Source organism: Vibrio sp. Hal054, assembly GCF_037162405.1.
GTDB lineage: Bacteria > Pseudomonadota > Gammaproteobacteria > Enterobacterales > Vibrionaceae > Vibrio > Vibrio diazotrophicus.
This window is the reverse complement of the sequence record NZ_JARLUT010000001.1, coordinates 575,308-599,731: the sequence shown is the minus strand read 5'-3', so window position 1 is coordinate 599,731 and position 24,424 is coordinate 575,308. Positions and strand designations below refer to the sequence as shown.

Genomic DNA, 24,424 nt, shown 5'->3' with positions numbered 1-24,424 from the left:
TGCTATGTATTATATTGCCGCTAATTTCCATACTCACGTCTGGTTGAAAAATTAGTGCCTTCCAATACCAATCCAAACATCTACACCGTTTCTCGTCTTAATGCTGAAGTCCGATTATTACTAGAAAATGAAATGGGCATCGTTTGGTTAATTGGTGAAATTTCCAATTTCTCAGCTCCTGTTTCTGGTCACTGGTATCTCACGCTTAAAGACTCTCGCGCCCAAGTAAAATGCGCCATGTTCAAAGGCAATAATCGCTTTGTGAACTTTAAGCCGAAGAATGGTCAGCAAGTATTGGTGAAAGCACGGTTATCCCTGTATGAACCGCGTGGTGATTATCAAATCATCATTGAAAATATGCAGCCTGAAGGTGATGGCCGCTTACAACAGGAATTCGACCAACTAAAAATGAAGTTGGCTTCTGAAGGCTTGTTCGCTCATACCTTAAAGCAAATCCTTCCTGAACATCCAAGATGCGTGGGTGTCATCACATCGAAAACTGGTGCTGCTCTGCACGACATTCTTCAAGTACTTAAACGCCGAGATCCGAGTTTACCTGTGATCATCTACCCTACTCTGGTTCAGGGAGAAGAGGCTGCGATTCAAATTGCTCAAGCGATTGGGTGTGCGAACTCACGAGCGGAATGCGATGTGTTGATCGTAGGTCGTGGCGGTGGCTCATTGGAAGATTTATGGTGCTTTAACAACGAAATCGTTGCCCGTACTATTGCAGCCAGTCAGATCCCGATTATCAGTGCAGTTGGACATGAAATTGATGTCACTATTGCCGATTTCGTCGCCGATGTTCGAGCACCAACACCATCAGCGGCTGCTGAACTGGTCAGTAGAGACAACACGCATAAGAAGCAAGCGTTTCAAACCTATCGTCACAAGATAGCCAGCGCTATGCGCCACTATTTTGCTCAGCAGAAAGTGGAGTTGAAACAGCTGCAACATCGTTTAGACCGACAGCATCCAGCCAATCGTTTACAACGCCAGCAGCAACAGTTAGATGAATACAGCATGCGTTTAGAGCGTGCGATTCAAGCTCAAATCAACAAAACACAACAACATCTCGATAAACAGAAACATCAGCTTCAGTTGCTGTCACCGGAAAAGATACTGCGCAATCAACAATATTTGTTAACCAGTAAACAAAAAGAACTGAATGATGCCATGAAGCGATATCTTGTCTCTTCTCACCACACGTTTACTCGCCTGACAGATAAAATGAACGCGGTTAGTCCGTTGGCGACATTGTCGCGCGGCTATTCAATCACTCAAAATGCTCAAGGTGACGTTATCCATGATGCCAATGATGTTAAGCAAGGTGATCTAATCGTAACTCGTCTCAAAGAGGGCGAGATTCGCTCAATCGTAAAATAGGCTCATCTCGTTATCCCGTTATAAAAAAGCCACTGAGGCTATCAGTGGCAAATATCACAGTGGAATCCCAACACAACTCAGGTCTTACTCAACCTTTAAGTTATCTTTTATTTTCTTGGTCAGATTTTCTACATCGACTGGGCGAGAGAAGTAATAACCTTGCAGTAAGTGGCAAGCAAGGTCACCAAGAATTTGCGACTGCTCTTTGGTTTCAACCCCCTCTGCCACAATGGTAAGCTGCTTGATGTTCGCAACCGCCAAGATACTTTTCACTAAGTTGTAAGCATCTTCATCTTCGACTAAATCATTGATAAAGCTCTTATCAATTTTCACTTCATCAACGGGTAACTTAGATAAATAACTTAGTGATGAGTAACCGGTGCCAAAATCATCAATTGAGAACTTAATACCTACGGCTTTTAGTTGTTCAATAACCGCAACTGTGCCTGGAATATCGTTTAAGAATGTACCTTCCGTGATTTCAAACACAATACGACTTGGATCAATACCTGTCGATTCAATGATCTCAATGGTATTTTCAACGAACCTTTTACTCATAAGCTGGTTAGGAGAAATGTTGACTGAAAGAGTCAATGCTTCTTCACCATTCGGGCTAACTGATTGAATGTCATTACAAGCTTGAGTCAATACCAGATCACTGATCTTACCAATGGTTCCTTTCTTCTCTGCGATAGGAATAAAATCCAACGGCGCAACTCGACCTAGCTCAACGTTATCCCAACGAACTAAAGCCTCAACGCCAATTATCTTACCGTTCAATGTACTTACTTGCGGCTGGTAGTGAACATAGAATTCTTTGTTTTCGATAGCGAAATCAAGAAGGTTCGAGATCTTAAAATGACGCTCTGAACTCTTAGACATAAACGAAGAATAGTTTACGTGAAATAAATTATTTGCCTTCGCATACTTCATGGCCAGCTCACCGTTACGAACAATGATCGAACCCAAAATATTTCTGTTCTTGAAGTTCACGACTGCATTACGGACACGTAGTGAGATCATTTCACCGCAGATATCAAACTTCTCAAACGTTTCTGTTTCTTTTGCTACATCGATACACAAACTGACTGACTTTTGGCAAATCACGGCAAATTGGTCTGCCGCAACATGCCCGATGAACATGGTTTCATCCTTTAACTCTTCAAGAGCACTGGTTACTTGGCGAAGTATTCGGTCACCAACGGCAAAACCATACTGGTTATTTACTTTCTGAAAGTCGACAATGTCGATCAATTGTAATTGGTATTCTTCGCCTTTTTCTTGCAGACATAGATTATCAATATAATCGGACGTGGCCTTTCTATTCGGCAAACCAGTTACATCGTTATAAAGAGAGCGGAAAGCAATTTCATTGTCCTTCTCTTCAATCTGGATAAGTTTTTCTTCGATCGCCGATTTATATTCGTACAACTTTTGGGATGTAATATTTTTTAGGTAATAAATGATGCCAGCGAAGATTATGAAAACCAGAATATGGAATAAGTTTTGATTGGACTTCTCATCTAGGACTAAATCCGTCACCAGTTTAGCTTCAGACTCGGAATAGTTTTTAATATCGTGTAAAAGCTCACCACTACCTAAAACAACGTCCCAATCCTCAACATAACGAATGTGTGTGATCTTTTGTGCTTCAGCATCACTCTTACGGTTATTAAAGGCTTTATCGCTATATTCAACCCAAGACGCGCCATTAATAGCGCTTTGATAAATATAGTGAACGACTTTATCGTCGATATCGTCTCTAAATAAATTGTCTGAATTTCGGTGTACTACGAAATTTTTGTTCTTGTTGATAACAAAAATATAGCCGTCATTATTTTCGTTTAACAACTGGAAAGAGTTCATTGTCTTATTGAAAAGCCCCGTCGGAATAATATCACCGTCAGCGAGACCGTTACTTTGGCGAATGACATCCAACATTTTGATTGTTGTATCAACTCGTTCAACAACTTCCGCTTTTCTCATGGCAATGTATTGTTCTTCGACACTAGTGATGACCGAAGCGATTAAGTTATTTGAAAATAACTGCTGATTTATAAAAGACGTACCAATGGCACACACCATAAGTATGCTTGGCAGCCAAAGTAAATATCGTTGCAACACTTTGTCGGTCATTTTCGCGAGTTCTTTCCGTTTCATTTCAGTGTTTATCCAACTTCATATGTGGATTCCCAGCTAACAAATGATACAGATGAAAAGCGAATAGAATAGATATCGAGGACTGATATAACTGTAGGGTAAATCTCACTCAGTCATTGAGTGAGATTTAATATTGAAAAGAACTTAAATAAACCGATTAGTCAACTTTTTGAAACTCAAAACGAATATGCGATTTTGACTTCAGCTCATTACAGGTATTGCAAAAATAGTTGGCAGCTCCACATGCTTGCAGTTTCTCTAGTTCGGCTTCGCAGTCGGGACAAAATCCAACCTTTTTAAAATGACTCTCACATGATGAACAGTGGTACTGTCCGTCCCACACAAGCTCTTTGTCACATTGAGGACACAAGTTTTCCATTACACTACTCCAACTTCTAATTCGAAATCTTTGGTTTAAACGCCTGCTTACATATTAAAGATCGTTAAAGAGATCTCAATCAGATCTTCCGCTTTATCTGCTTTGTTCAGCGATCTACCCTTAAAAGAACATTTATATAACCACACACCGAAAGCATAAGTTACATATTCTGCATTTGGATTTTAAAAAGAATAATAATCTACATATAACTTTAAAATCTCAACAAATCAGAACTTAACAAAAGGATCATTTTCCAATTGATGAGTTACATGCGTGTGCATTTCGATATGTTCACTGTCACGTTGTACTAGCTTCACTTGTATCTCTTTGAAGCTATCCAATGAATCACAATGCGTTCCACCGCAAGGGATTATCGCTATTTCACCTTCCTGCAAATCACACTGCCAGTAGCGTGAATCCGTCAGGTTTTCGCCTTGTCTGGTGATCTCGATTTTTGATCCCAGTGTTAACCAAGACATAAGCTGCGCATTTACCTGCTCTTCAATCTTAGCTAAGTTTTCTAGCATATCTGCGCTATTCAAACCGCGCTTACGCAATGTTTTCCCTAGACGATACGTGTCTACACAGCGATCTTCTGTGACAAAGCTCGTCACTTGCGCATAACTATTAAAATCATTGTGGCCGTGAGGGTCTTTCCTGTCTGCATCTTTACGCCAATATCCAGCCGCTAACACTTTATTTAACGCTAAGTAAGCTAAGTGACCTGCGCTATGACCACGGCTAAGCTGGTTCTGATAAATATCGTCAACAGTTAAACTCACTACATCATGAACTTTGACAGCATTTTCTTCTGCCTTGATTTGATGCACGACAACGAACACCCAACCGGGTTCATCTCGTTTTACGGGAATCTCTTTACCGACCAGGAACTGATGCTCGGCCTGATTAATAGCCCCTACAAGGCAGTGCTCAACTGTGTAGACATGCTCTCCGATAGCGAGTGTTCCTCGATCGGCTGGATGATCAGGCCAAATATGGCTCACAGGATGAAAAGGAGTCTGGGAGGTCACTATATAAAGTGCTTCTTCACTAACTCTAACAAACTGTACCTCGCTTGAGAGCTGATAAATGGATTGTGTAAAAGTGACTTGAGTAGGTGTATATGACATATCAAATTATCGGACGGTTATGATTAACAATCTCCTCCGCATAAAGCAGAGGTTTACAGATAACAGAAAAAAGCCCAAGCAATGCTTGGGCTCTTAAAAAGCGTTATTTTCTGCGACCTTTCATCATGGTCATCAGGCGCTTGCGTTTGCGCTCTTGCGATAACGTCATTTTGTTAGTTTTACCTTCAAATGGGTTTTCGCTGTTCTGGAACTGAATACGAATCGGTGTACCCATGATATCCAGTGACTTACGGAAGTAGTTCATCAGATAACGCTTGTAAGAGTCTGGTAGCTCTTTAACAAGGTTACCGTGCACAACCACGATTGGTGGGTTATAACCACCAGCATGCGCGTACTTGAGCTTCACTCGGCGGCTACGAACCATCGGCGGTTGGTGATCTTCAGTCGCCATCTTCATGATTCGAGTCAGAACCGATGTACCAACACGAGTTGTCGCAGACTTGTATGCCTCTTGAACAGATTCAAACAAGTGTCCAACACCTGTGCCATGTAACGCAGAAATAAAGTGAATACGAGCAAAGTCAACGAAGCCTAAACGACGATCCAGTTCTTTCTTAACATGTTCTTTAACGTCGGTGTTTAAGCCATCCCACTTATTGACGGCGATAACAATTGAACGACCAGCGTTAAGAGCAAAACCTAATAAGCTTAAGTCTTGATCAGAAATGTTTTCACGAGCATCAATAACCAGTAATACAACGTTGGCATCTTCAATAGCTTTCAACGTTTTAACTACTGAGAATTTCTCAACCGTTTCGTTAACGCGTTTACGGCGACGAACACCTGCGGTATCAATCAACACGTATTCACGCTCATCACGCTTCATCGGGATGTAGATAGAATCACGCGTGGTGCCCGGCATATCGTAAACCACGACACGTTCTTCGCCCAAAATACGGTTAGTCAGCGTTGACTTACCTACGTTTGGACGACCGATGATAGCCAGTTTAATTGGCTGATCTTGTAGACGCTTATACGCTGCTTCCGCTTCTTCTTCTGTATACTCTAGCTGTTCTTCTTCTGAATCTTCAATATCAGTCAGATCTTCCAGAAGTGCATCTTGAGCCTGCATCTCTTCCGCAATAGGGTTCAACGCACGGTCAATCAAAGCACCAACACCACGGCCGTGAGCTGCAGCGATTTGGTACATGTTTTCCATACCAAGTTGCCAGAACTCAGCGCTCGCTGCGTCTGCGTCAATACCATCCACTTTGTTTACAACCAAAATGCTGTTCTTTTCAATACGACGAAGATGCTGTGCAATCGCTTCATCTGATACGGTAAGACCAGCGCGGCCATCTACCATAAACAGTACAACATCTGCCTCTTCAATCGCAGCTAGCGACTGTTCAGCCATTTTAGTTTCAACACCTTCTTCACTGCCATCAATACCGCCAGTATCAATAACAATAAATTCGTGCTCACCTAGCTTTGCTTGGCCGTATTTACGGTCACGAGTTAAGCCAGGGAAATCTGCAACCAAAGCATCGCGCGTACGCGTTAATCGGTTAAACAGTGTCGATTTACCTACGTTAGGACGCCCAACAAGAGCAACAACAGGTATCATAACAACCTCTACAATTATTAATCATATGTAGTTATAGGTAATGACTGAGAAAACAACCAATCAGCTTTATACCAATATATCCGCCTACGCGAATTATACCCAAACTACTTGGAGTTGCAGGTAGGCGGCAAGTGAGTGAATCCCCATGAGCATAGATAACTATGCAATTGGGGTGAACGAACGTAGTCAACACCGCTGCAGCTTCAAGTAGGAAGGTTATATATAAGTATTACCTATAACCACACTATTTATTTCAATAAAACGGCTCCTAACTGTTTCCAGCTAGGAGCCGTTTGTGAATGATATCACAATTTACTTTTTGATCGTCAGTTTCTTTACATCGCCATCGCGAGTAACCAGAACATAACCGCCATCAATCACCATTGGACCAACAGCAAAACCGCTATCGTCAATCAACTGCTGAGCAACAAACTCACCAGAACTACGATCAATCCAGTGCAGATAGCCTTCGCTGTCACCAACAACTACGTAGCCTTCAATCACTTTTGGTGCGGTCAGCAAACGGTGCTCTAACTGGTCGTTGTTCCATAGCTCAGTACCACTGCGCGAATCAACCGCAACCAAGTGATCTTTATCCGTCACTAGGAATAGACGACCGCCATCAGTAGCCATATCGGTTGCTGATGAGTAATTACGTTTCCAGATAGGATTACCAGAACGCAGATCAACTGCAATTAGCTGACCGTTGAAACCAATCGTGTAGAGAGTTCCGCCGATGATCACAGGAGACGCATCGACATCCACCAACCGGTCTATTTCAGTCGCACCTTTCGGTTGGCCTACTGGTTGTTGCCAAATAAGCTGACCACGAGCAGAAATTGCCGCAGCTAGTCGACCACTTGGCGTACCCCAGAACACACCACCAGAAACAGCGGCTGGTTGGCTTTCACCACGTAGCGTTAAGTTCGGTACTTCAGTACTGATTGTCCATTTCTGGCTACCGGTCGCCTGATCTAATGCGACTAACGCACCACGACTGGTATTTACGATAACAAGGTTGTTGTCTGCTACAGGAGAAGCTAACACTTCACCTTCGACTTTCACTTTCCAAGACTCTTCACCAGTCTCAGCATTTAAAGCAATAACAACGCCGTTTTCACTGCCAATGTAGATTTGACCATACGCAGCAACGATACCGCCGGAAAGACGAGCAGAAACATCTTCTTCCAGATCGACTTTCCAGATCTCTTTGCCATTTTCAGGATCAAGCGCTTTTACAATACCGTCACGGCTTGCAACGAAAACTTTGCCGTAAGCAAAATCAGGTGACAGCTTAGAAAAGTAATGACCAACGCCATCACCGATAGAAGTACTCCACAGTGACTGAGGCGTAAATTCACTTTTCACCACTGGCACAGGTGCCATCACAACGTTTTCTTCTTCGCTGGCACAGCCGGCTAGCAGAGCTAACACAGCTGAGGACAGAAGCACTTTGTTGAACATCTTTTTCATCAACTTGTGCCCTTACTTGGCTAGGTCGTCCAGTTTAATTTGCAACGTTTGGCTTGCATCAGTCGCTTGTTGCGCTTCAGTGTAAGCGGCATAAGCAGCAGCAGTGTCGCCCTTACGCAGAGAAATATCACCGCGCAATTCAGCCACTCGGCCTGCCCAACCTTCTTCTGTAATATTGTTCAGCTCAGCTAATGCAGCATCAAAATCACCTTGCTCAGCCTGAACTCGAGCAACGCGTAAAGTAATCACTGGTTTTAAAGCCGCATCTTTAGTCGTGCTTTTCGCCCACTCAAGTTGTGCTAAAGCTTCGTCTAAATTACCTGCTTCAATTTGAACTTTTGCAAGTTGCATTGCTGCTAGTACGGAATACTCAGTGTCTTTATTTCCATCAATAAAGCTTTGAACATCACCGCTCGCATCAATGCCTTTAGAGGATAGAGACTGGATTGCTTGAGTATAAGCTTCTGAAGCAGCCTCTTTCGCTTCGGTTACGCTATCTTGATAAAAACGCCAACCAAAAAGACCACCTAAGCCAATGACAGCGCCTAGCATTACGGCTTTGCCATTTTCCTTCCACCAATCTTTGATCGCTTCTACTTGTTGTTCTTCAGTATCGTAGAGTTCCACTTCCTATCCTCTTTATAAATGCCAATGACGAGCATTGACATAATGTATCTCTAAAAATGCGCTATTAGATCAGATGAGCCAGCTTGCTCGCGATCTCTGCTTGAGAAATTGTTTCTTGCTCGCCGCCTGCTAGGTCTTTTACAACCACAGTGTTACCCGCAACTTCGTCTTCACCCAAAACTAATGCTATCGCAGCACCAACTTTGTCCGCACGCTTAAACTGTTTCTTAAAGTTTCCGCCGCCGAAGTGTGTCATAACACGAAGACCCGGAACTTGCTCACGGATTTGCTCAGCAAGCTTCATACCCGCAGACAGAGTACCTTCACCAGCCGTCACCATGTAAACATCAACGCTGCGACGAACATCTGTATTGCCTAATGTTTCCATCATCAATACTAAACGTTCTAGGCCCATAGCAAAGCCTACAGCTGGTGTTGGTTTTCCACCTAACTGCTCAACAAGACCATCGTAGCGGCCACCGCCACATACAGTACCTTGTGAACCAAGACTTTCAGTGATCCACTCAAATACAGTACGGTTGTAGTAATCCAGACCACGAACCAAACGCTCGTTAACCGTATATTCGATACCTGCAACATCAAGAAGTTCACATAAACCTGCAAAATGTTGTTTTGACTCTTCATCTAGGTAATCAGATAGCTTAGGTGCATCACCTAATACGGCTTGAACATCTGGGTTTTTAGTATCCAGTACACGCAGAGGGTTGGTGTATAGACGACGCTTACAGTCATCATCCAGTACATCCATATACTGCTCTAAATACTCAATTAAAGCGGTACGGTAGTTCGCACGCGCATCAAGTGAACCGATTGAGTTCAGCTCAAGGCGTACATGTTCAGAAATGCCAAGCTCACGCCACATACGTGCCGTCATCATGATCAATTCAGCATCAACATCAGGGCCATCAAGACCAAATACTTCCACACCACATTGGTGGAACTGACGGTAGCGACCTTTCTGAGGGCGCTCATGACGGAACATTGGACCCATGTACCACAAGCGTTGTTCTTGGTTGTACAACAGACCATTTTCGATACCAGAACGTACACAACCAGCAGTACCTTCTGGGCGTAGCGTTAAGCTATCACCGTTACGGTCTTCAAAGGTGTACATCTCTTTTTCAACAACGTCAGTGACTTCACCAATCGCACGGCTAAATAGATGTGTCATCTCAACGATAGGCATACGAACTTCGTTATAGCCGTAAGCACTAATTACGTTTTTTACCGTGCCTTCCACTTTTTGCCAAAGTGAAGACTGAGTTGGGAGACAGTCGTTCATGCCTCGGATTGCTTGAATAGTCTTTGCCAAAATAGTTACCGTAATATCGTTTAGATTAATCTTGTTCAAGTTGCTGAATGTTGATGCGGTTCTTCTCATCTAACATTGAAGCTTTGGCGCGAATTTTCGCTTCAAGCTGAGCAACTAGGTCGTCGTTGTCAAAACGTTCTTTTTGACGAACGCCGTCTTCATAAAATGCGCTTTTCTTATTGCTGCCTGCCAGACCTAAATGGGAAACTTCCGCTTCGCCCGGGCCGTTTACTACGCAGCCAATAATCGAAACATCCATTGGCGTCAAAATATCTTCCAATCGTTGTTCCAGCTCGTTCACAGTAGAAATAACATCAAACTCTTGACGAGAGCAGCTCGGACAAGCGATGAAGTTAATTCCGCGAGAACGGATACGCAGTGATTTCAAAATATCGAAACCGACTTTAATTTCTTCAACCGGATTGGCAGCCAAAGAGATACGCAAAGTATCACCGATACCTTCCGCAAGCAGCATGCCTAAGCCAACCGCAGACTTCACTGAACCGGCACGAGCACCGCCTGCTTCAGTAATACCTAAGTGCAGCGGCTGGTCGATTTTCTTCGCCAGCAAGCGATAGGAATCCACAGCAAGGAACACATCAGATGCTTTCACACTGACTTTAAACTTATCAAAGTTCAGGCGATCAAGAATATCCACATGACGCATCGCCGACTCCACCAATGCTTCTGGTGTTGGCTCGCCATATTTCATTTGCAGATCTTTTTCTAATGAGCCGCCGTTTACACCGATACGAATCGGGATATTTTTATCACGCGCGCAGTCAACAACAGAACGGATGCGAGATTCGTTGCCAATGTTGCCAGGGTTAATACGTAAACAGTCAACACCGTACTCTGCCACTTTCAATGCGATACGATAGTCAAAATGAATATCTGCAACGAGTGGCACAGAGACTTGCTGTTTGATGAGCTTGAAAGCTTCTGCGGCGTCCATCGTTGGAACAGATACGCGAACGATATCTGCACCAACATTTTCCAGAGCTTTGATCTGAGCGACTGTCGCTTCCACGTCAGTCGTTCTTGTATTGGTCATTGATTGCACAGCAATTGGCGCACCATCGCCAATTGGCACATCCCCTACATAAATACGTGTAGAAGGACGACGTTTGATCGGAGATTCGTGTTGCATAGTATTGTCTAAGGTAAGGTGAGTCTTGCTACTTTGCCTGAAGTATACCCAGAAAGGTCTACAGGTTCACTTGCAAATGTCATTGATACGCTTTCTGGAGCGCCAAGAATCACTTGTAGAGGTTTTTGTCCGCGTAAATTCAGTGTCTGACCCGCTTGTTTAATGCCTGTCGACAAGGTTTTACCCGTAGCATCTTTAACTTGAATCCAGCAATCCGCTGAGAAAGAAAGTGTTAGCAAGTTGCTTGCATCTGCTTGTTCTACAACAGGCGTCTCAACAACTGGCTCTTCAACAACCGTCGGTTCTTCTTCCACTGCAACAGGCGCTTGTTCGCTAATCGCAGGCTCAACGTCTTCAACTACTGGTTCTTCAGTCTGTTCTACCGCTTGAACTTCATCAGCAGGTGACGTTGGTTCAACAGGCTCTTCACCTGATTCTTCGGTTAATTCGCTGACCGTTGCAAACTCTTGATCGTTACGCGAATCCTGCAATGATGACTCATTGCTCAAAACTGCTGAAACTTCAGCATCTTTATCCGCTTCGAATCCACTGTCTCTGTGGTTCTGCCACCACCAAAGTGATGACATACCGATAAGAATCACCAAGATAACCCAAGTAATAGTCATAATATGGCTATCGTGTTTCGCACGCTTGGTTTTCTTTGAGAAGCTTTGCATGGTTTGCTCTTGAGGTTCCGAAGCGGTGCTTTTCTCATAAGCTTGCAAAATTTCAGATTCTTTTAATCCAACCGCTTTGGCGTAAGAACGCAAGTAGCCGCGAATAAAGGTAGCGACTAAATCAGATTCAAAGTTGTTGGCTTCTAAGTTTTGAACAATGGATAAACGCAATCTCAAACGATCAGCGACTTGTTGTTGTGTTAACCCTAAAGCTTCGCGCTTTTCTCTTAACAGGGTTCCTGGTTCTACAAATGCTGCTTCTTGTTCTACAGTTGATGTTTCTTCGACGATTGGGTTTTCTTGTTCTTTATGTTCAGTATTCATCCGCGATGTCTGTCTCGTGTTTTTGTGCTCAAGTATCGCTTCGTCGCTTTTATTATTGATTTGTTAGTAGCAATCAATGTCGATGACTTCAACAGGTGAAAATTCATTTATGTTGATATCGCCAGTAATTCGCATTTACTTTTGATAATAGTGAAACATTCTAATAGATATTAGCCTGTAAACAACAAGCATTTGGAAAAGAAATTACAGACACGTCAAGGTTTTTGCTTAAACTGACATCAAAAAGACATATTTTGTAGGATTAATTCCAAAAGTAAGTAAGCCAGAGTTCACTCTGGCTTACTAATATTTTTAACTAAATCTGTTTTACAGGGATAGCTTGCTCATCCACCTGCTTGATTTTAGTACGTTTGGTACGGTCAATAACATCACCGACCAACTGACCACACGCCGCATCAATATCATCACCACGTGTTTTACGGATCGTTACGGTATGTTCGTATTGCATCAGTGTTTTCTGGAAACGATCAATTCGTGAGTTACTTGGTTTCTTGTAAGGTGAACCCGGATATGGGTTAAACGGAATCAAGTTAATCTTACAAGGTGTGTCTTTCATTAGTTGCGCCAGTTCGTGAGCATGCTCGGTACCATCGTTTACATGATCCAGAAGTACATACTCAACCGTCACTTTGCCACGGTTTGCATTTGATGAAGCAATATAGCGACGAACAGACGCTAGGAAATCTTGAATATCCCAACGATCATTGATCGGCATAATTTCACTGCGCAGCTTATCGTTCGGCGCGTGAAGTGAAATCGCTAAAGCAACGTCAATTTGCCCCGTCATTTGGTCTAAGCCGGATACTACGCCAGAAGTAGAAACCGTTACACGGCGCTTAGAAAGACCAAAACCGAGATCATCCAGCATAATTTCTAGTGCTGGAATCAAGTTCTTCATATTCAGAAGTGGCTCACCCATGCCCATCATTACAACGTTAGTAATAGGACGACGGCCTGTTTCTTTTTCTAAGCCAATTTCACGCGCTGCACGCCATACCTGACCAATAATTTCAGATACACGTAAGTTACGGTTAAAACCTTGTTGGGCTGTAGAACAGAATTTACATTCAAGCGCACAACCTACCTGAGAAGAGACGCAAAGCGTTGCACGATCTTCTTCTGGGATATAAACCGTTTCTACGTCCTGATCACCCACTTTCATCGCCCACTTGATGGTGCCATCACTGGAGTGTTGAGCTTCAGAAACGTACGGTGCACGAATTTCACACTTTTGAATCAGTTTTTCGCGCAGCTGCTTATTAATATTGGTCATCTTGTCGAAGTCGTCACAACCAAAATGGTAAATCCACTTCATCACCTGATCGGCGCGGAATGCTTTTTCACCCAGTTCATCAGCGAAAAATGAACGCATAGCCTTGCGATCAAAATCAAGTAAATTGACTTTTTGTGTGGTCATGTAGCCTCTCAAAGATGGAACTATAATTAAGGGCGCGAATTGTACAGCCTTTAGGCAATAACGACAAGGGCTGCAATACCATGAGTTTACTAGGGTATTTACAAGCCATTGAATAAAAAATAAACAGCAAATTAAAAAAATAGCAAACAGGCTTCGAGTACTAAGTGAAGTTGCTAAAAAACGGAGATTTCAGTGTTGAGAGAGGTATCTGGCGGGTACAAAAAAGCTCCCTTTCGGGAGCTCCTTAAAATTAAACTACAGCTTCTGAGCGAGGACAGATTTCTGATTCAGGGAAAAAGAATTCAATTTCGCGTGCAGCAGACTCAGGGCTATCACTGCCGTGTACTGAGTTATGGCGCATGCTGAGTGCGTAGTCAGCACGGATAGTGCCACATGCCGCTTCTTCAGGATTAGTCTTGCCCATCAGCTCACGGTAACGCGTAATGGCATCTTCACCTTCAAGAACTTGAACCATAATTGGGCCAGAAGTCATAAACTCTTTTAGCGGTTCAAAGAATGGCTTTCCTTCGTGTTCCGCGTAAAAGCCGCTTGCTTGTTCATCAGTCAGACGAAGCATTTTCGCTGCGATAATGCGTAGTCCAGCCTTTTCAATACGATGATAAATCTCACCGATTAGATCACGTTCCACGGCGTCAGGCTTAATGATAGAAAATGTTCTTTCTAGGGCCATAAGATGTCCTTTTACTTTACTTGTCGTTTTATTTTAAAAAGGCGGCTCTTAGGCCACCTTTAATTACTTCGATTACTTAGCTTGATCCATTAGTACGCGAGAGATGGTTCTTACGCCCATGCCCGTTGCACCTGCAGCCCATTTATCACTTGGAGACTTACGGTAAGTACCCGCACAGTCAAAGTGTAGCCAGCCTTTCTTGTGGTCTTCAACGAAGTAAGACAAGAATGCAGCCGCAGTACTTGCGCCCGGTGAGTAATCACCAGAGCTAATGTTAGATAGATCAGCGAAAGGTGAAGGCAACATCTCACGATGGAAATCCATCAGTGGAAGTGGCCATAGACCTTCATGTTCTTCTTTAGCCGCTGTCAGAGCTTGGTGTGACAACTCGTCATCAAAGCTCATCAGCGCATGGAAATCATTGCCTAATGCATTTTTTGCTGCGCCAGTTAGCGTTGCGCAGTCAATAATCAGCTCAGGTTTTTGCTCACTGGCGAACATCAGGCCGTCAGCCAATACCAAGCGGCCTTCCGCGTCAGTATTCATGATTTCTACTGTTTTACCGTTCTTGTAAGTGATGATATCACCCAGCTTAAGAGCACGACCTGAAACCATGTTTTCAGCACAGCATAGAATCAATTTCACGCGCTTATTTAAACCGCGAAGAATTGAAAGTGCCAGCGCACCAGTAATCATGCCTGCACCGCCCATATCTGCTTTCATCGCAGACATCATGCCAGATGCTTTTAGGCTGTAACCACCGGAATCGAAAGTAATACCTTTACCAACTAAACATGCGAACACGGGTGCGTCTTCTTTTCCTGTTGGGTTGAAGTCGAGTTGTAGCATTGCTGAGGTGCGGTCTGAACCACGACCAACAGCGAAAATGCCTTCCCAACCTTCAGCTAAAAGATCTTTGTCTTTTACGATACGGTAAGAAACTTGTTCAGGAGCCAGAGATTTCACGAACTCAGCCGCCATAGTCGCAAGCTGACGAGGTGCCACTTCTTCGGCACTCTTGTTAATAATGTCGCGAACCCAATCTGTGGTTTTAATACGAGCTTCTAGTTCTGCTTGTGCTTCTTGCTCCAGCGGTTTCCACTCAACTGTGTTTCTCTTCTTCGCTTCACGGTAGCCTTGATAGAAAGCCCAAATAGATTCGAGATCCCAACCTTCGCCTTCTAGAGATACAGAACGCAAACCTTGAGTATCCAGTTTACGAGCAGCGCGTTGAATCGCACCTAAATCGTGAGATTGAGTAAGGTGAATCGTTGTTCCTTGCTCAGAAAATGATAATAACGCCTTTTCTCCCCACTGAGGCTGGGCAGCTTCCAGGCTAATAAATACAGACATTTGTGTAGACATGGTTTCTCCTTGTCTTAGTAATGGCGTCTCTTCGCCACATCTCTTCAATAACTCGGGGATGTTAGCATTTTGTCAGTTAAAAATATCAACTTGATAAAAAAACGGGCAACTAGGCCCGCTTTTTTATTAAAACTGTTAACTTAGCGAGGCTAGGTTAGCGAATTTAATCGCGCTCATCCATCCAGCACATAATGATCGCTTCAAGGATTTTTTCGTTCGAGTGATTAGGCTCATCGTCAAAATCTTCAAGGTCCAATATCCACTGATGTAAATCAGTAAAACGTACGTTTTGCGGTTCAATATCAGGATACTTTTCGCAAAGTTCAATCGCGATATCGCGTGAATCTGTCCATTTCATAATGTTATTCCAGTGTCATATACTCAGGCTTGAATCAAGCCTGAGTGATAATTAGTGATCTTCAGATGCGTGATTCAAAGTGTATTTTGGAATTTCAACAACCAAATCTTCATCCGCGACTTTTGCCTGACAGCTCAAACGAGATTCAGGCTCTAAGCCCCATGCTTTATCTAGCATGTCATCTTCGAGTTCATCACTCTCTTCTAGCGAGTCAAAACCTTCACGGACAATGCAGTGACAAGTGGTACATGCACAGGATTTCTCACACGCATGCTCAATTCCGATACCGTTTTTCAACGCCACATCAAGAATCGTTTCGCCAGGTTGCGCTTCTAATACCGCACCTTCCGGGCAAAGTGTTTCATGGGGTAAAACAATAATCTTAGGCATTTTTTGTCTTCTCTTTAAATCTCGTCAACTGAATGACCAGCCAATGCGGCACGAATAGATTTATCCATACGGCGCGACGCAAAATCTTGGCTCGCTTTATCGGTATCTTTTATTCCTTGCTCAATAGCATCTGCATCATCACCGTTGCGTAATTCGATCAGTGATTCAATAGCATTAACTAAAAGCTGGCGCTCATCTTGGCCCAGTAATTCGTCACCATCTGCCTGCATTGCTGCAATCAGACCTTCGATGACTCGATCCGCTTCAACACGCTGTTCCATCAAGGCTCTTGCTTGCATGTCTTCTTTAGCATAAGCCATGGAATCACGCAGCATTTGAGCCACTTCATCATCGCTTAAACCGTAAGACGGTTTAACCTGAATTTCGGCTTGTACACCTGTGCTCTTTTCCATTGCAGTTACGGATAGCAGACCATCCGCATCTACTTGGTAAGTCACGCGAACATGTGCAGCACCAGCGGCCATTGGCGGAATACCTTTGAGTGAAAAACGCGCCAGTGAACGACAGTCATCCACTAATTCACGCTCACCCTGAACAACGTGGACACTCATCGCTGTTTGGCCATCTTTGAAGGTGGTGAACTCTTGCGCTCTTGCTACTGGGATCGTGGTGTTGCGTGGAATAATTTTTTCCACTAAGCCACCCATGGTTTCAATACCCAGAGACAGCGGGATCACATCCAACAATAGCATTTCAGAATCAGGCTTATTGCCCGCCAGAACATCTGCTTGAATCGCCGCACCAATGGCCACCACTTCATCAGGGTTGATACTGGTTAATGGCGTACGACCAAAGAACTCACCCACTTGCTCACGCACGTATGGAGTACGAGTGGAGCCACCAACCATGACCACTTCCAACACTTCATCTGCCGAAATCTGCGCATCTTTGAGCGCGCGGCGGCAAGACATCAGCGTCTTCTTCACTAGTGGCTGGATCAGTTCATTGAACTGTTGTTTGGTAAGCACGCCAGACCAATCAAGGACATTAACTTCTACTTGATCGCTATCTGACAGTGCAATTTTCGCAGCCGTTGCTGCGTTTAATAGCTCACGGTGTTTGCTTGAACTTAACTGGCCTTCAATACCCATTTGCTGTTGCAGGTATTCGGCTATCAGATGGTCGAAATCGTCGCCGCCCAATGCTGAATCACCACCTGTTGCGAGCACTTCAAATACGCCTTTTGACAGACGTAAAATAGAAATATCGAACGTACCGCCACCTAAGTCATAAACCGCAATCACACCTTCCTGAGCGGAATCCAGACCGTAAGCAATGGCTGCGGCCGTTGGTTCATTGAGTAGACGTAATACGTGTAATCCAGCTAGAGCGGCAGCGTCTTTGGTAGCTACTCGTTGAGCATCATCAAAGTAAGCAGGAACAGTGATAACCACGCCTGCCAATTCACCGCCTAATGTGTTTTCAGCTCTTTGGCCTAGCGTTCTAAGAATGTCTGCAGACACTTGAATCGGGTTTTTGTCACCGTGAGATGTTTGCATGATCGGCAAACCGTTTTCACTGGCTTTAAATTGATACGGCAGATTTGGATAACGAGACTGAATATCGGTTAATGAACGACCAACAAGTCTCTTTACCGAAATAATGGTATTAGCAGGATCAGCTTGCGCGTTGTCATGAGCGTCATAGCCGACCACTTTTTCTTCTTGGGAATAAGACACAACGGAAGGCAGGATGCTTCGTCCTTGCTCATCAACTAAAGTGGTTGCCGTGCCGCTTCTCACTGAAGCCACTAACGAGTTGGTGGTTCCTAAATCAATGCCTGCAGCCAGTTTATGCTGGTGCGGTGCAGAACTTTGACCCGGTTCTGCAATTTGAAGTAATGCCATCTATGGGTCCTTTTTTTAGAATTAGCCGAGGAGTTTGTCTTCGACTCGTTCTATTTCATTTTTTAATTTGGCAATAAATTTGAGCTTACGAACAGTGTCTGCTGCGGTATTCCACTGCTCACTGTTTAGCTCTTGCTCTACTTGAATTAAGTGCTGTTTATACATTTTCTCGACTTTACTATCAAAGTCGAACAGCGCACTTTCCGCATCAGAGCTGTCGGTAATTGCTTCAAGTTCTTCACGCAGTTCCATCTGTTCCATCAGGAACATTGGATCTTGAAGAGTTTGCTGCTCACCTCGGAGTTCAACGCCGTTAAGTGACAGCAGGTATTCTGCGCGAGAGATTGGGCTTTTTAAAATTTGATTGGCATCGTTAATCTCTGCCGTTTTTTGTACCGACATCAGTCGATCACGCTCAGAAGCCGTGGCAAAGTTATCTGGATGAAAACGCTTTTGCAACTCACGGAACTGAGAAGAAAGAAGGCTACCATCCAGTTGAAACTGAGTTGGTAGCCCAAATAATTCGAAATAATTCATGTAGATATCGGTCCTTTAATTCGATTTAGGATGAACGTTTGCTCACCCTAAATTCAGAGAACTCTTAGACGTTGAAGCTTTCACCACAACCACATTCGCCTTTGACATTTGGGTTGTTGAATTCAAAGCCTTCATTCAAACCTTCTTTTTTGTAGTCCAGCTCTGTGCCGTCCAAGTAAACCAAGCTTTTCGCATCAATGATAACTTTCACACCGTTATCTTCGAAGACTTGGTCACCGTCTTCAAGATCATCAACGAATTCTAGTACGTATGCCATACCTGAACACCCAGTCGTTCTTACGCCTAAACGTAAGCCGATACCTTTTCCTCGGTTATCCAAAAAGGTTTTAACTCGGTGTGCTGCTGATTCAGTTAGAGTAATGGCCATACTGCTACCTTTGGGTCTTCTGTTAATTAAAGTGGGAGTAACAAAGGGTTACTCCCCAATCATTTATTATTCTTGATGTTTTTTCTTGTAATCCGCAACAGCGGCTTTGATTGCATCTTCTGCCAAGATTGAGCAGTGAACTTTCACTGGTGGTAGCTCTAGTTCTTCCGCAATTTCAGCGTTTTTGATCGCTGCTGCTTCGTCAATTGATTTACCTTTAACCCATTCAGTTACAAGCGAGCTTGATGCGATTGCGCTACCACATCCGTAAGTCTTGAATTTTGCATCTTCAATGATGCCTTCAGGAGATACTTTAATTTGTAGACGCATTACGTCACCACATGCAGGTGCACCAACCATGCCGCTACCTACTGATGGATCTTCCTTGTCAAATGAACCTACGTTACGTGGGTTCTCGTAATGATCAATTACTTTTTCACTATATGCCATGATAGTTACCTCGAATCCTCTAAGTCGCTGGAAAGATTAATGATGAGCCCACTCAACGGTGTTCAAATCTACCCCTTCCTTGTACATATCCCATAGTGGCGACATGTCGCGTAATTTGTTGACAGCTACACGAATCAATTCAATCGCATAATCAATGTCTTCTTCTGTCGTAAAACGACCGAATGAGAAACGAATTGAGCTGTGAGCCAATTCATCATTAAGACCAAGAGCACGTAGTACGTACGATGGTTCAAGGCTTGCTGATGTACATGCACTGCCTGAAGATACCGCAAGGTCTTTCAGAGACATAAGCAGTGATTCACCTTCAACGAAAGCAAAGCTCACGTTTAGGTTGTTCGGTAAACGCTGTTCTAGGTCACCGTTGATCGAAACTGCTTCCATATCTTTGATGCCAGCTAGTAGACGATCACGCAGTTTTTTAGCGTGGTCGAAATCTTGTTGCATCTCTTCTTTTGCAATTCGGAATGCTTCACCCATACCCACGATTTGGTGAGTTGGAAGTGTTCCTGAGCGGAAACCACGCTCGTGGCCGCCACCGTGCATTTGCGCTTCAAGACGAATACGTGGTTTACGACGTACGTATAAAGCACCAATACCTTTAGGACCGTAAATTTTGTGCGCCGACATAGAGATAAGGTCAACTTTCATCTCTTGAACGTCGATTGGCAATTTGCCTGCTGATTGCGCTGCATCTACATGGAAAACAATTTTACGTGAACGACACAGTTCACCGATTGCAGTGATATCTTGAATAACACCGATTTCATTGTTCACATGCATGATAGAAACAAGAATGGTGTCATCACGCATTGCTGCTTCTAATTTATGTAGATCAATGAGGCCATTTGCTTCTGGCTCAAGATAAGTCACTTCAAAACCTTCACGCTCTAGCTGACGAGTAGTGTCCAGTACAGCTTTGTGCTCAGTTTTACAGGTAATGATGTGTTTACCTTGTTTTTGATAAAAGTGTGCAACACCTTTAATCGCTAGGTTGTTAGACTCTGTTGCGCCTGAAGTGAAGATAATTTCACGAGGGTCAGCATTCAATAGTTCTGCAATTTGCTCACGAGCAGTATCAACAGCTTCTTCTGCCTGCCAGCCATAACGATGAGAACGAGATGCAGGGTTACCGAAAGTACCATCCATCGTCATGTACTGAACCATCTTTTCAGCAACACGTGGATCAACTGGGCAAGTTGCTGAATAGTCTAAATAAATAGGCAGTTTCATTTTCTACTCCAATGCAATGTAAACGTCGTTCTTAAGAACGAACATTAATACCTACGGGTGCCGCACCAATGGTGACTGTGTTCGAATTTTTGTGTGCAATCCCGTGGTTAACCGCAAGATCGATATCTTGGCGATCTGAAATTTCTAGCACTTCATTATCAACCATCAGCTCACCCAGAGTGATGTTGTTAAGGAAGTCACTGATGCGAGAGCTTAGGTCGCGCCACAGTGTATGTGTTAAGCAGCGAGTACCACCTTGGCAATCACCTTTTCCGTGACACTTAGTTGCATCAACGGATTCATCAACTGCGGCAATCACTGTACCAATTGAAATCGAGTGGCCATTCATACCTAAGCGATAGCCACCGCCCGGACCACGAACGCTAGCAACTAAACCTGCTTTACGTAATTTCGAAAACAGTTGCTCTAAATATGAAAGCGAGATGCCTTGGCGTTCAGAAATATCTGCCAATGGTACTGGGCTTTGTTGCGAATGCAGAGCCACATCTAACATGGCTGTTACCGCATATCTTCCTTTAGATGTAAGTCTCATATCACACCGTATCCACATTGATTATGTGGTTAGAAGTTTCACATACCTGACTAATATGGTCAAGTATTTATTTGACTAAAATAGTCAGGTATTTAACCATTAACTAAAAATGGTTATTCTTTATTCTCTAGACTTTTTCCAACAGCAGTAAGAACGCCACGTAAGATGTTGAGTTCTTGAGCTTCTGGACGCGCACGATTAAAAAGGCGACGAAGTTTGTTCATCACTTGGCCTGGTTGTGCCTCTGAGATGAACTGGGTTTCAATCATTACTTTTTCAAGGTGTTCATAGAACATTTCCAGTTCTTTATGACGAGGGTATTCCTCTTCAGCTTGAGGCGCGTATTGAGATTGAACCTGATTTAAATGCGCAACGCGGATTTCATAACATATTGTTTGAACCGCCATGGCTAAATTTAGAGAGCTGTAGTCAGGATTTGCAGGGATGCAGACGTGGTAATGGCAAGTTTGCAGTTCTTCATTGGTTAGCCCTGTACGTTCACGTCCAAAAACTAAAGCAACCGGATGTTTTTGCCCTTCAATAGCAAACTTCTCACCGCATTCGCGAGGATCAAGCATTGGCCATTCAAGCGTTCTTGAACGAGCGCTAGAACCAACGACTAAACCACAGTCTTCTACAGCTTCTTCTAAACTATTAACAATTCGAGCATTGAGTGCGATTTCGCTTGCGCCAGCGGCCAATGCGACAGCTTGAGCATCCACCTCACACTGAGGATCAACCAAGACCATTTCGCTGAGACCCATGACTTTCATAGCACGTGCTGCAGAGCCGATATTGCCTGAATGAGAGGTTCCCACTAAAACCACTTTAACATTGCTTAACATGATGTATTTACGCTACTCAACTTATAACCTCAGAATATTAACATAAACCTAAGTAAAATGGTCAGAAGCTTCACTCCCCTCAGAACCGAATGAATAAAAAATAACCACTTCCATTTTGATAAACATTTGGTATACTGCGCACCGCTTTTTCGTTCTTTAACATCCGTTGGGAAATCCGTATGCATCCTATGCTAAACATTGCTATTCGCGCTGCGCGAAAGGCAGGCAATCATATTGCTAAATCTCTAGAAACTCCTGAGAAAATCGAAGCCACTCAAAAAGGCATGAACGACTTTGTCACTAACGTAGACAAAGAAGCTGAAAACATTATCGTTTCTACGATTAAAAGCTCTTACCCAGAGCACTGCATCATTGCCGAAGAAGGCGGTCTGATCGAAGGTAAAGATCAGGATGTACAATGGATTATTGACCCACTGGATGGCACGACAAACTTTATAAAAGGTTTACCTCACTTCTGCGTTTCAATTGCTGTTCGTATTAAAGGCAAGACTGAAGTAGCTTGTGTTTACAACCCAATGCTAAACGAGCTATTCACAGCTCAACGTGGCTCAGGTGCACAGCTAAACAGCGGTCGTATCCGTATCAAACAAATTAAAGACCTGCAAGGTGCCGTGTTGGCAACTGGCTTCCCATTCAAACAAAAGCAACACTCAGAATCTTACATGAAGATTATGACGTCTCTATTTGTTGAATGTTCAGACTTCCGTCGTACTGGCTCTGCAGCTCTTGACCTATGTTACCTAGCTTCTAACCGTGTTGATGGTTACTTTGAACTTGGTTTGAAACCTTGGGATCTTGCAGCAGGTGAACTAATTGCTCGTGAAGCAGGCGCAATCCTAACAGATTTCGCTGGCGGTACTGATTACATGAAATCAGGCAACATCGTTGGCTCTAGCCCACGCGGTGTGAAAGCTATTCTGAACCACATCCGTGAAAACGGTAACAGTGCGATTCTGAAATAACAGCTCCGTCACAGCTGATAAATAGAAAGCCCCTTCCTAACAGTTGGGGCTTTTTTGTGTCTGACTGTCACTGAAGAGACAAAAGAAAAGCCACTGAACTCAGTGGCTTTTTCATTTCTTCTTATGGCATCTCGTCGAACTCGGCACCTTCTTTCTCCACTTGTGGAGTCAGTAAGTGCTCACGAGTAATACCTAATTTCAATGCTAGGGCTGAAGCCACATAGATTGAAGAGTAAGTACCGACTGTGATACCGAGTAGAAGTGCCATCGCGAAACCGTGAATCATAGGCCCGCCTTGAACAAACAGAGCGATAACTACAAACAATGTGGTACCTGAAGTAATCAAGGTACGACTTAATGTTTGAGTGATCGAGTCATTCATAATTTCAGCAGGTTCGCCTTTACGCATCTTGCGGAAGTTCTCACGGATACGGTCGAATACAACGATGGTATCGTTGAGCGAGTAACCGACTACCGTTAGCAATGCAGCAACGATGGTTAAGTCCACTTCTACTTGCACTAGCGAGAAAATACCAAGTGTAATAATCACGTCGTGCGCCAGTGCTAATACCGCACCAGCCGCTAAACGCCACTCAAATCGCATAGACACGTACAGAAGAATACACAGTAGCGATACTAAAATCGCTAAACCGCCCGCTTCTGTTAGTTCGTCACCTACGTTAGGACCAACGAACTCGATACGACGCATTTCAACCGATTCACCAGTACCGTCTTTAATTGCGCTTAAGATTTGGTTACCCAGAGCTTCACTTGCCACATTTTCACGTGGACGAAGACGAACCATCACATCTCTAGCTGAACCAAAGTTCTGTACCGTTGCATCACCAAAGCCTTTCGCTTCTAGCGCAACACGGATTTCTTCAAGGTTTACTGGTTGTTCAAAACCAACCTCAATCAATGTACCGCCAGTGAAGTCTAAGCCCCAGTTCAGCCATTTTGTCGATAGTGTGAAAATCGAAGCTCCGATCATGAGTATCGAGAAAATGAACGCGAACTTCGACCAACGCATAAAGTCGATCGATTTATCTGTTTTCAGAATTTGAAACATACCAATTCCTA

At 43.7% G+C, this 24,424-nt stretch carries 24 protein-coding genes; 2 read left to right on the top strand and 22 right to left on the bottom strand.

What is annotated here, in order from left to right; all coding sequences use genetic code 11:
* Positions 1–54: 54 nt before the first annotated feature.
* Positions 55–1,386 (top strand): exodeoxyribonuclease VII large subunit, encoded by a 1,332-nt coding sequence (gene xseA, locus P4S58_RS02715; protein WP_102968353.1) that lies wholly within the window; start codon positions 55–57, stop codon positions 1,384–1,386.
* Between the two features lie 84 nt (positions 1,387–1,470).
* On the opposite strand, the gene P4S58_RS02710 is transcribed toward xseA, so the two are convergent.
* From P4S58_RS02710 to trmJ, 21 genes are all read right to left on the bottom strand, one after another.
* The gene (locus tag P4S58_RS02710) at positions 1,471–3,546 is read right to left on the bottom strand and encodes an EAL domain-containing protein (RefSeq protein ID WP_102968354.1); all 2,076 of its coding nucleotides are present in this window, start codon (positions 3,544–3,546) and stop codon (positions 1,471–1,473) included.
* A gap of 157 nt (positions 3,547–3,703) precedes the next feature.
* Entirely contained in the window at positions 3,704–3,925 is a 222-nt protein-coding gene (locus P4S58_RS02705; RefSeq protein WP_042489686.1) for a zinc ribbon domain-containing protein, read from the bottom strand.
* 227 nt (positions 3,926–4,152) lie between these two features.
* Positions 4,153–5,055: a metal-dependent hydrolase gene (locus P4S58_RS02700; RefSeq protein WP_102963907.1), complete on the bottom strand. Its 903-nt coding sequence runs from the start codon at positions 5,053–5,055 to the stop codon at positions 4,153–4,155.
* A gap of 103 nt (positions 5,056–5,158) precedes the next feature.
* Positions 5,159–6,643: a ribosome biogenesis GTPase Der gene (gene der, locus P4S58_RS02695; protein WP_042489682.1), complete on the bottom strand. Its 1,485-nt coding sequence runs from the start codon at positions 6,641–6,643 to the stop codon at positions 5,159–5,161.
* A 312-nt stretch (positions 6,644–6,955) separates the two neighbouring features.
* Positions 6,956–8,116, bottom strand: coding sequence for an outer membrane protein assembly factor BamB (gene bamB, locus P4S58_RS02690; protein ID WP_102968355.1), 1,161 nt, complete (start codon positions 8,114–8,116; stop codon positions 6,956–6,958).
* A gap of 12 nt (positions 8,117–8,128) precedes the next feature.
* Positions 8,129–8,743, bottom strand: coding sequence for a YfgM family protein (locus P4S58_RS02685; RefSeq protein WP_102963909.1), 615 nt, complete (start codon positions 8,741–8,743; stop codon positions 8,129–8,131).
* Between the two features lie 64 nt (positions 8,744–8,807).
* Entirely contained in the window at positions 8,808–10,076 is a 1,269-nt protein-coding gene (gene hisS, locus P4S58_RS02680) for a histidine--tRNA ligase (RefSeq protein WP_102968363.1), read from the bottom strand.
* 25 nt (positions 10,077–10,101) lie between these two features.
* Positions 10,102–11,226, bottom strand: coding sequence for a flavodoxin-dependent (E)-4-hydroxy-3-methylbut-2-enyl-diphosphate synthase (ispG, locus tag P4S58_RS02675; RefSeq protein ID WP_102968356.1), 1,125 nt, complete (start codon positions 11,224–11,226; stop codon positions 10,102–10,104).
* A gap of 8 nt (positions 11,227–11,234) precedes the next feature.
* Complete coding sequence (rodZ, locus tag P4S58_RS02670; RefSeq protein WP_102968357.1) at positions 11,235–12,227, bottom strand: cytoskeleton protein RodZ; 993 nt, start codon at positions 12,225–12,227, stop codon at positions 11,235–11,237.
* A 316-nt stretch (positions 12,228–12,543) separates the two neighbouring features.
* The gene (locus P4S58_RS02665; protein WP_042489672.1) at positions 12,544–13,665 is read right to left on the bottom strand and encodes a bifunctional tRNA (adenosine(37)-C2)-methyltransferase TrmG/ribosomal RNA large subunit methyltransferase RlmN; all 1,122 of its coding nucleotides are present in this window, start codon (positions 13,663–13,665) and stop codon (positions 12,544–12,546) included.
* Positions 13,666–13,915: 250 nt separating this feature from the next.
* A complete protein-coding gene (gene ndk, locus P4S58_RS02660; protein ID WP_042489669.1) occupies positions 13,916–14,356 on the bottom strand; it encodes a nucleoside-diphosphate kinase in 441 nt (146 codons plus the stop codon).
* Positions 14,357–14,428: 72 nt separating this feature from the next.
* On the bottom strand, positions 14,429–15,721 hold the full coding sequence (pepB, locus tag P4S58_RS02655) for an aminopeptidase PepB (RefSeq protein WP_042489667.1): 1,293 nt from the start codon (positions 15,719–15,721) through the stop codon (positions 14,429–14,431).
* A gap of 163 nt (positions 15,722–15,884) precedes the next feature.
* Complete coding sequence (gene iscX / locus P4S58_RS02650; protein ID WP_042489665.1) at positions 15,885–16,079, bottom strand: Fe-S cluster assembly protein IscX; 195 nt, start codon at positions 16,077–16,079, stop codon at positions 15,885–15,887.
* 51 nt (positions 16,080–16,130) lie between these two features.
* Positions 16,131–16,469, bottom strand: coding sequence for an ISC system 2Fe-2S type ferredoxin (gene fdx / locus P4S58_RS02645; RefSeq protein WP_042489664.1), 339 nt, complete (start codon positions 16,467–16,469; stop codon positions 16,131–16,133).
* 14 nt (positions 16,470–16,483) lie between these two features.
* The gene (gene hscA, locus P4S58_RS02640; protein ID WP_102968358.1) at positions 16,484–18,337 is read right to left on the bottom strand and encodes a Fe-S protein assembly chaperone HscA; all 1,854 of its coding nucleotides are present in this window, start codon (positions 18,335–18,337) and stop codon (positions 16,484–16,486) included.
* Between the two features lie 21 nt (positions 18,338–18,358).
* Complete coding sequence (gene hscB / locus P4S58_RS02635; protein ID WP_042489661.1) at positions 18,359–18,874, bottom strand: co-chaperone HscB; 516 nt, start codon at positions 18,872–18,874, stop codon at positions 18,359–18,361.
* A gap of 64 nt (positions 18,875–18,938) precedes the next feature.
* Complete coding sequence (iscA, locus tag P4S58_RS02630) at positions 18,939–19,262, bottom strand: iron-sulfur cluster assembly protein IscA (protein WP_042489660.1); 324 nt, start codon at positions 19,260–19,262, stop codon at positions 18,939–18,941.
* Positions 19,263–19,328: 66 nt separating this feature from the next.
* Complete coding sequence (gene iscU, locus P4S58_RS02625; RefSeq protein ID WP_042489659.1) at positions 19,329–19,712, bottom strand: Fe-S cluster assembly scaffold IscU; 384 nt, start codon at positions 19,710–19,712, stop codon at positions 19,329–19,331.
* A 36-nt stretch (positions 19,713–19,748) separates the two neighbouring features.
* Positions 19,749–20,963: an IscS subfamily cysteine desulfurase gene (locus P4S58_RS02620; RefSeq protein WP_042489658.1), complete on the bottom strand. Its 1,215-nt coding sequence runs from the start codon at positions 20,961–20,963 to the stop codon at positions 19,749–19,751.
* Between the two features lie 31 nt (positions 20,964–20,994).
* Complete coding sequence (gene iscR / locus P4S58_RS02615; RefSeq protein ID WP_042489657.1) at positions 20,995–21,516, bottom strand: Fe-S cluster assembly transcriptional regulator IscR; 522 nt, start codon at positions 21,514–21,516, stop codon at positions 20,995–20,997.
* 113 nt (positions 21,517–21,629) lie between these two features.
* The gene (gene trmJ, locus P4S58_RS02610; protein WP_102954645.1) at positions 21,630–22,361 is read right to left on the bottom strand and encodes a tRNA (cytosine(32)/uridine(32)-2'-O)-methyltransferase TrmJ; all 732 of its coding nucleotides are present in this window, start codon (positions 22,359–22,361) and stop codon (positions 21,630–21,632) included.
* 179 nt (positions 22,362–22,540) lie between these two features.
* On the opposite strand from trmJ, the gene suhB reads away from it, so the two are divergent.
* Positions 22,541–23,344: an inositol-1-monophosphatase gene (suhB, locus tag P4S58_RS02605; RefSeq protein WP_042489653.1), complete on the top strand. Its 804-nt coding sequence runs from the start codon at positions 22,541–22,543 to the stop codon at positions 23,342–23,344.
* Positions 23,345–23,465: 121 nt separating this feature from the next.
* Here suhB and secF read toward each other — a convergent pair whose 3' ends face one another.
* Entirely contained in the window at positions 23,466–24,413 is a 948-nt protein-coding gene (gene secF / locus P4S58_RS02600) for a protein translocase subunit SecF (RefSeq protein WP_102968359.1), read from the bottom strand.
* Positions 24,414–24,424 lie beyond the last annotated feature (11 nt).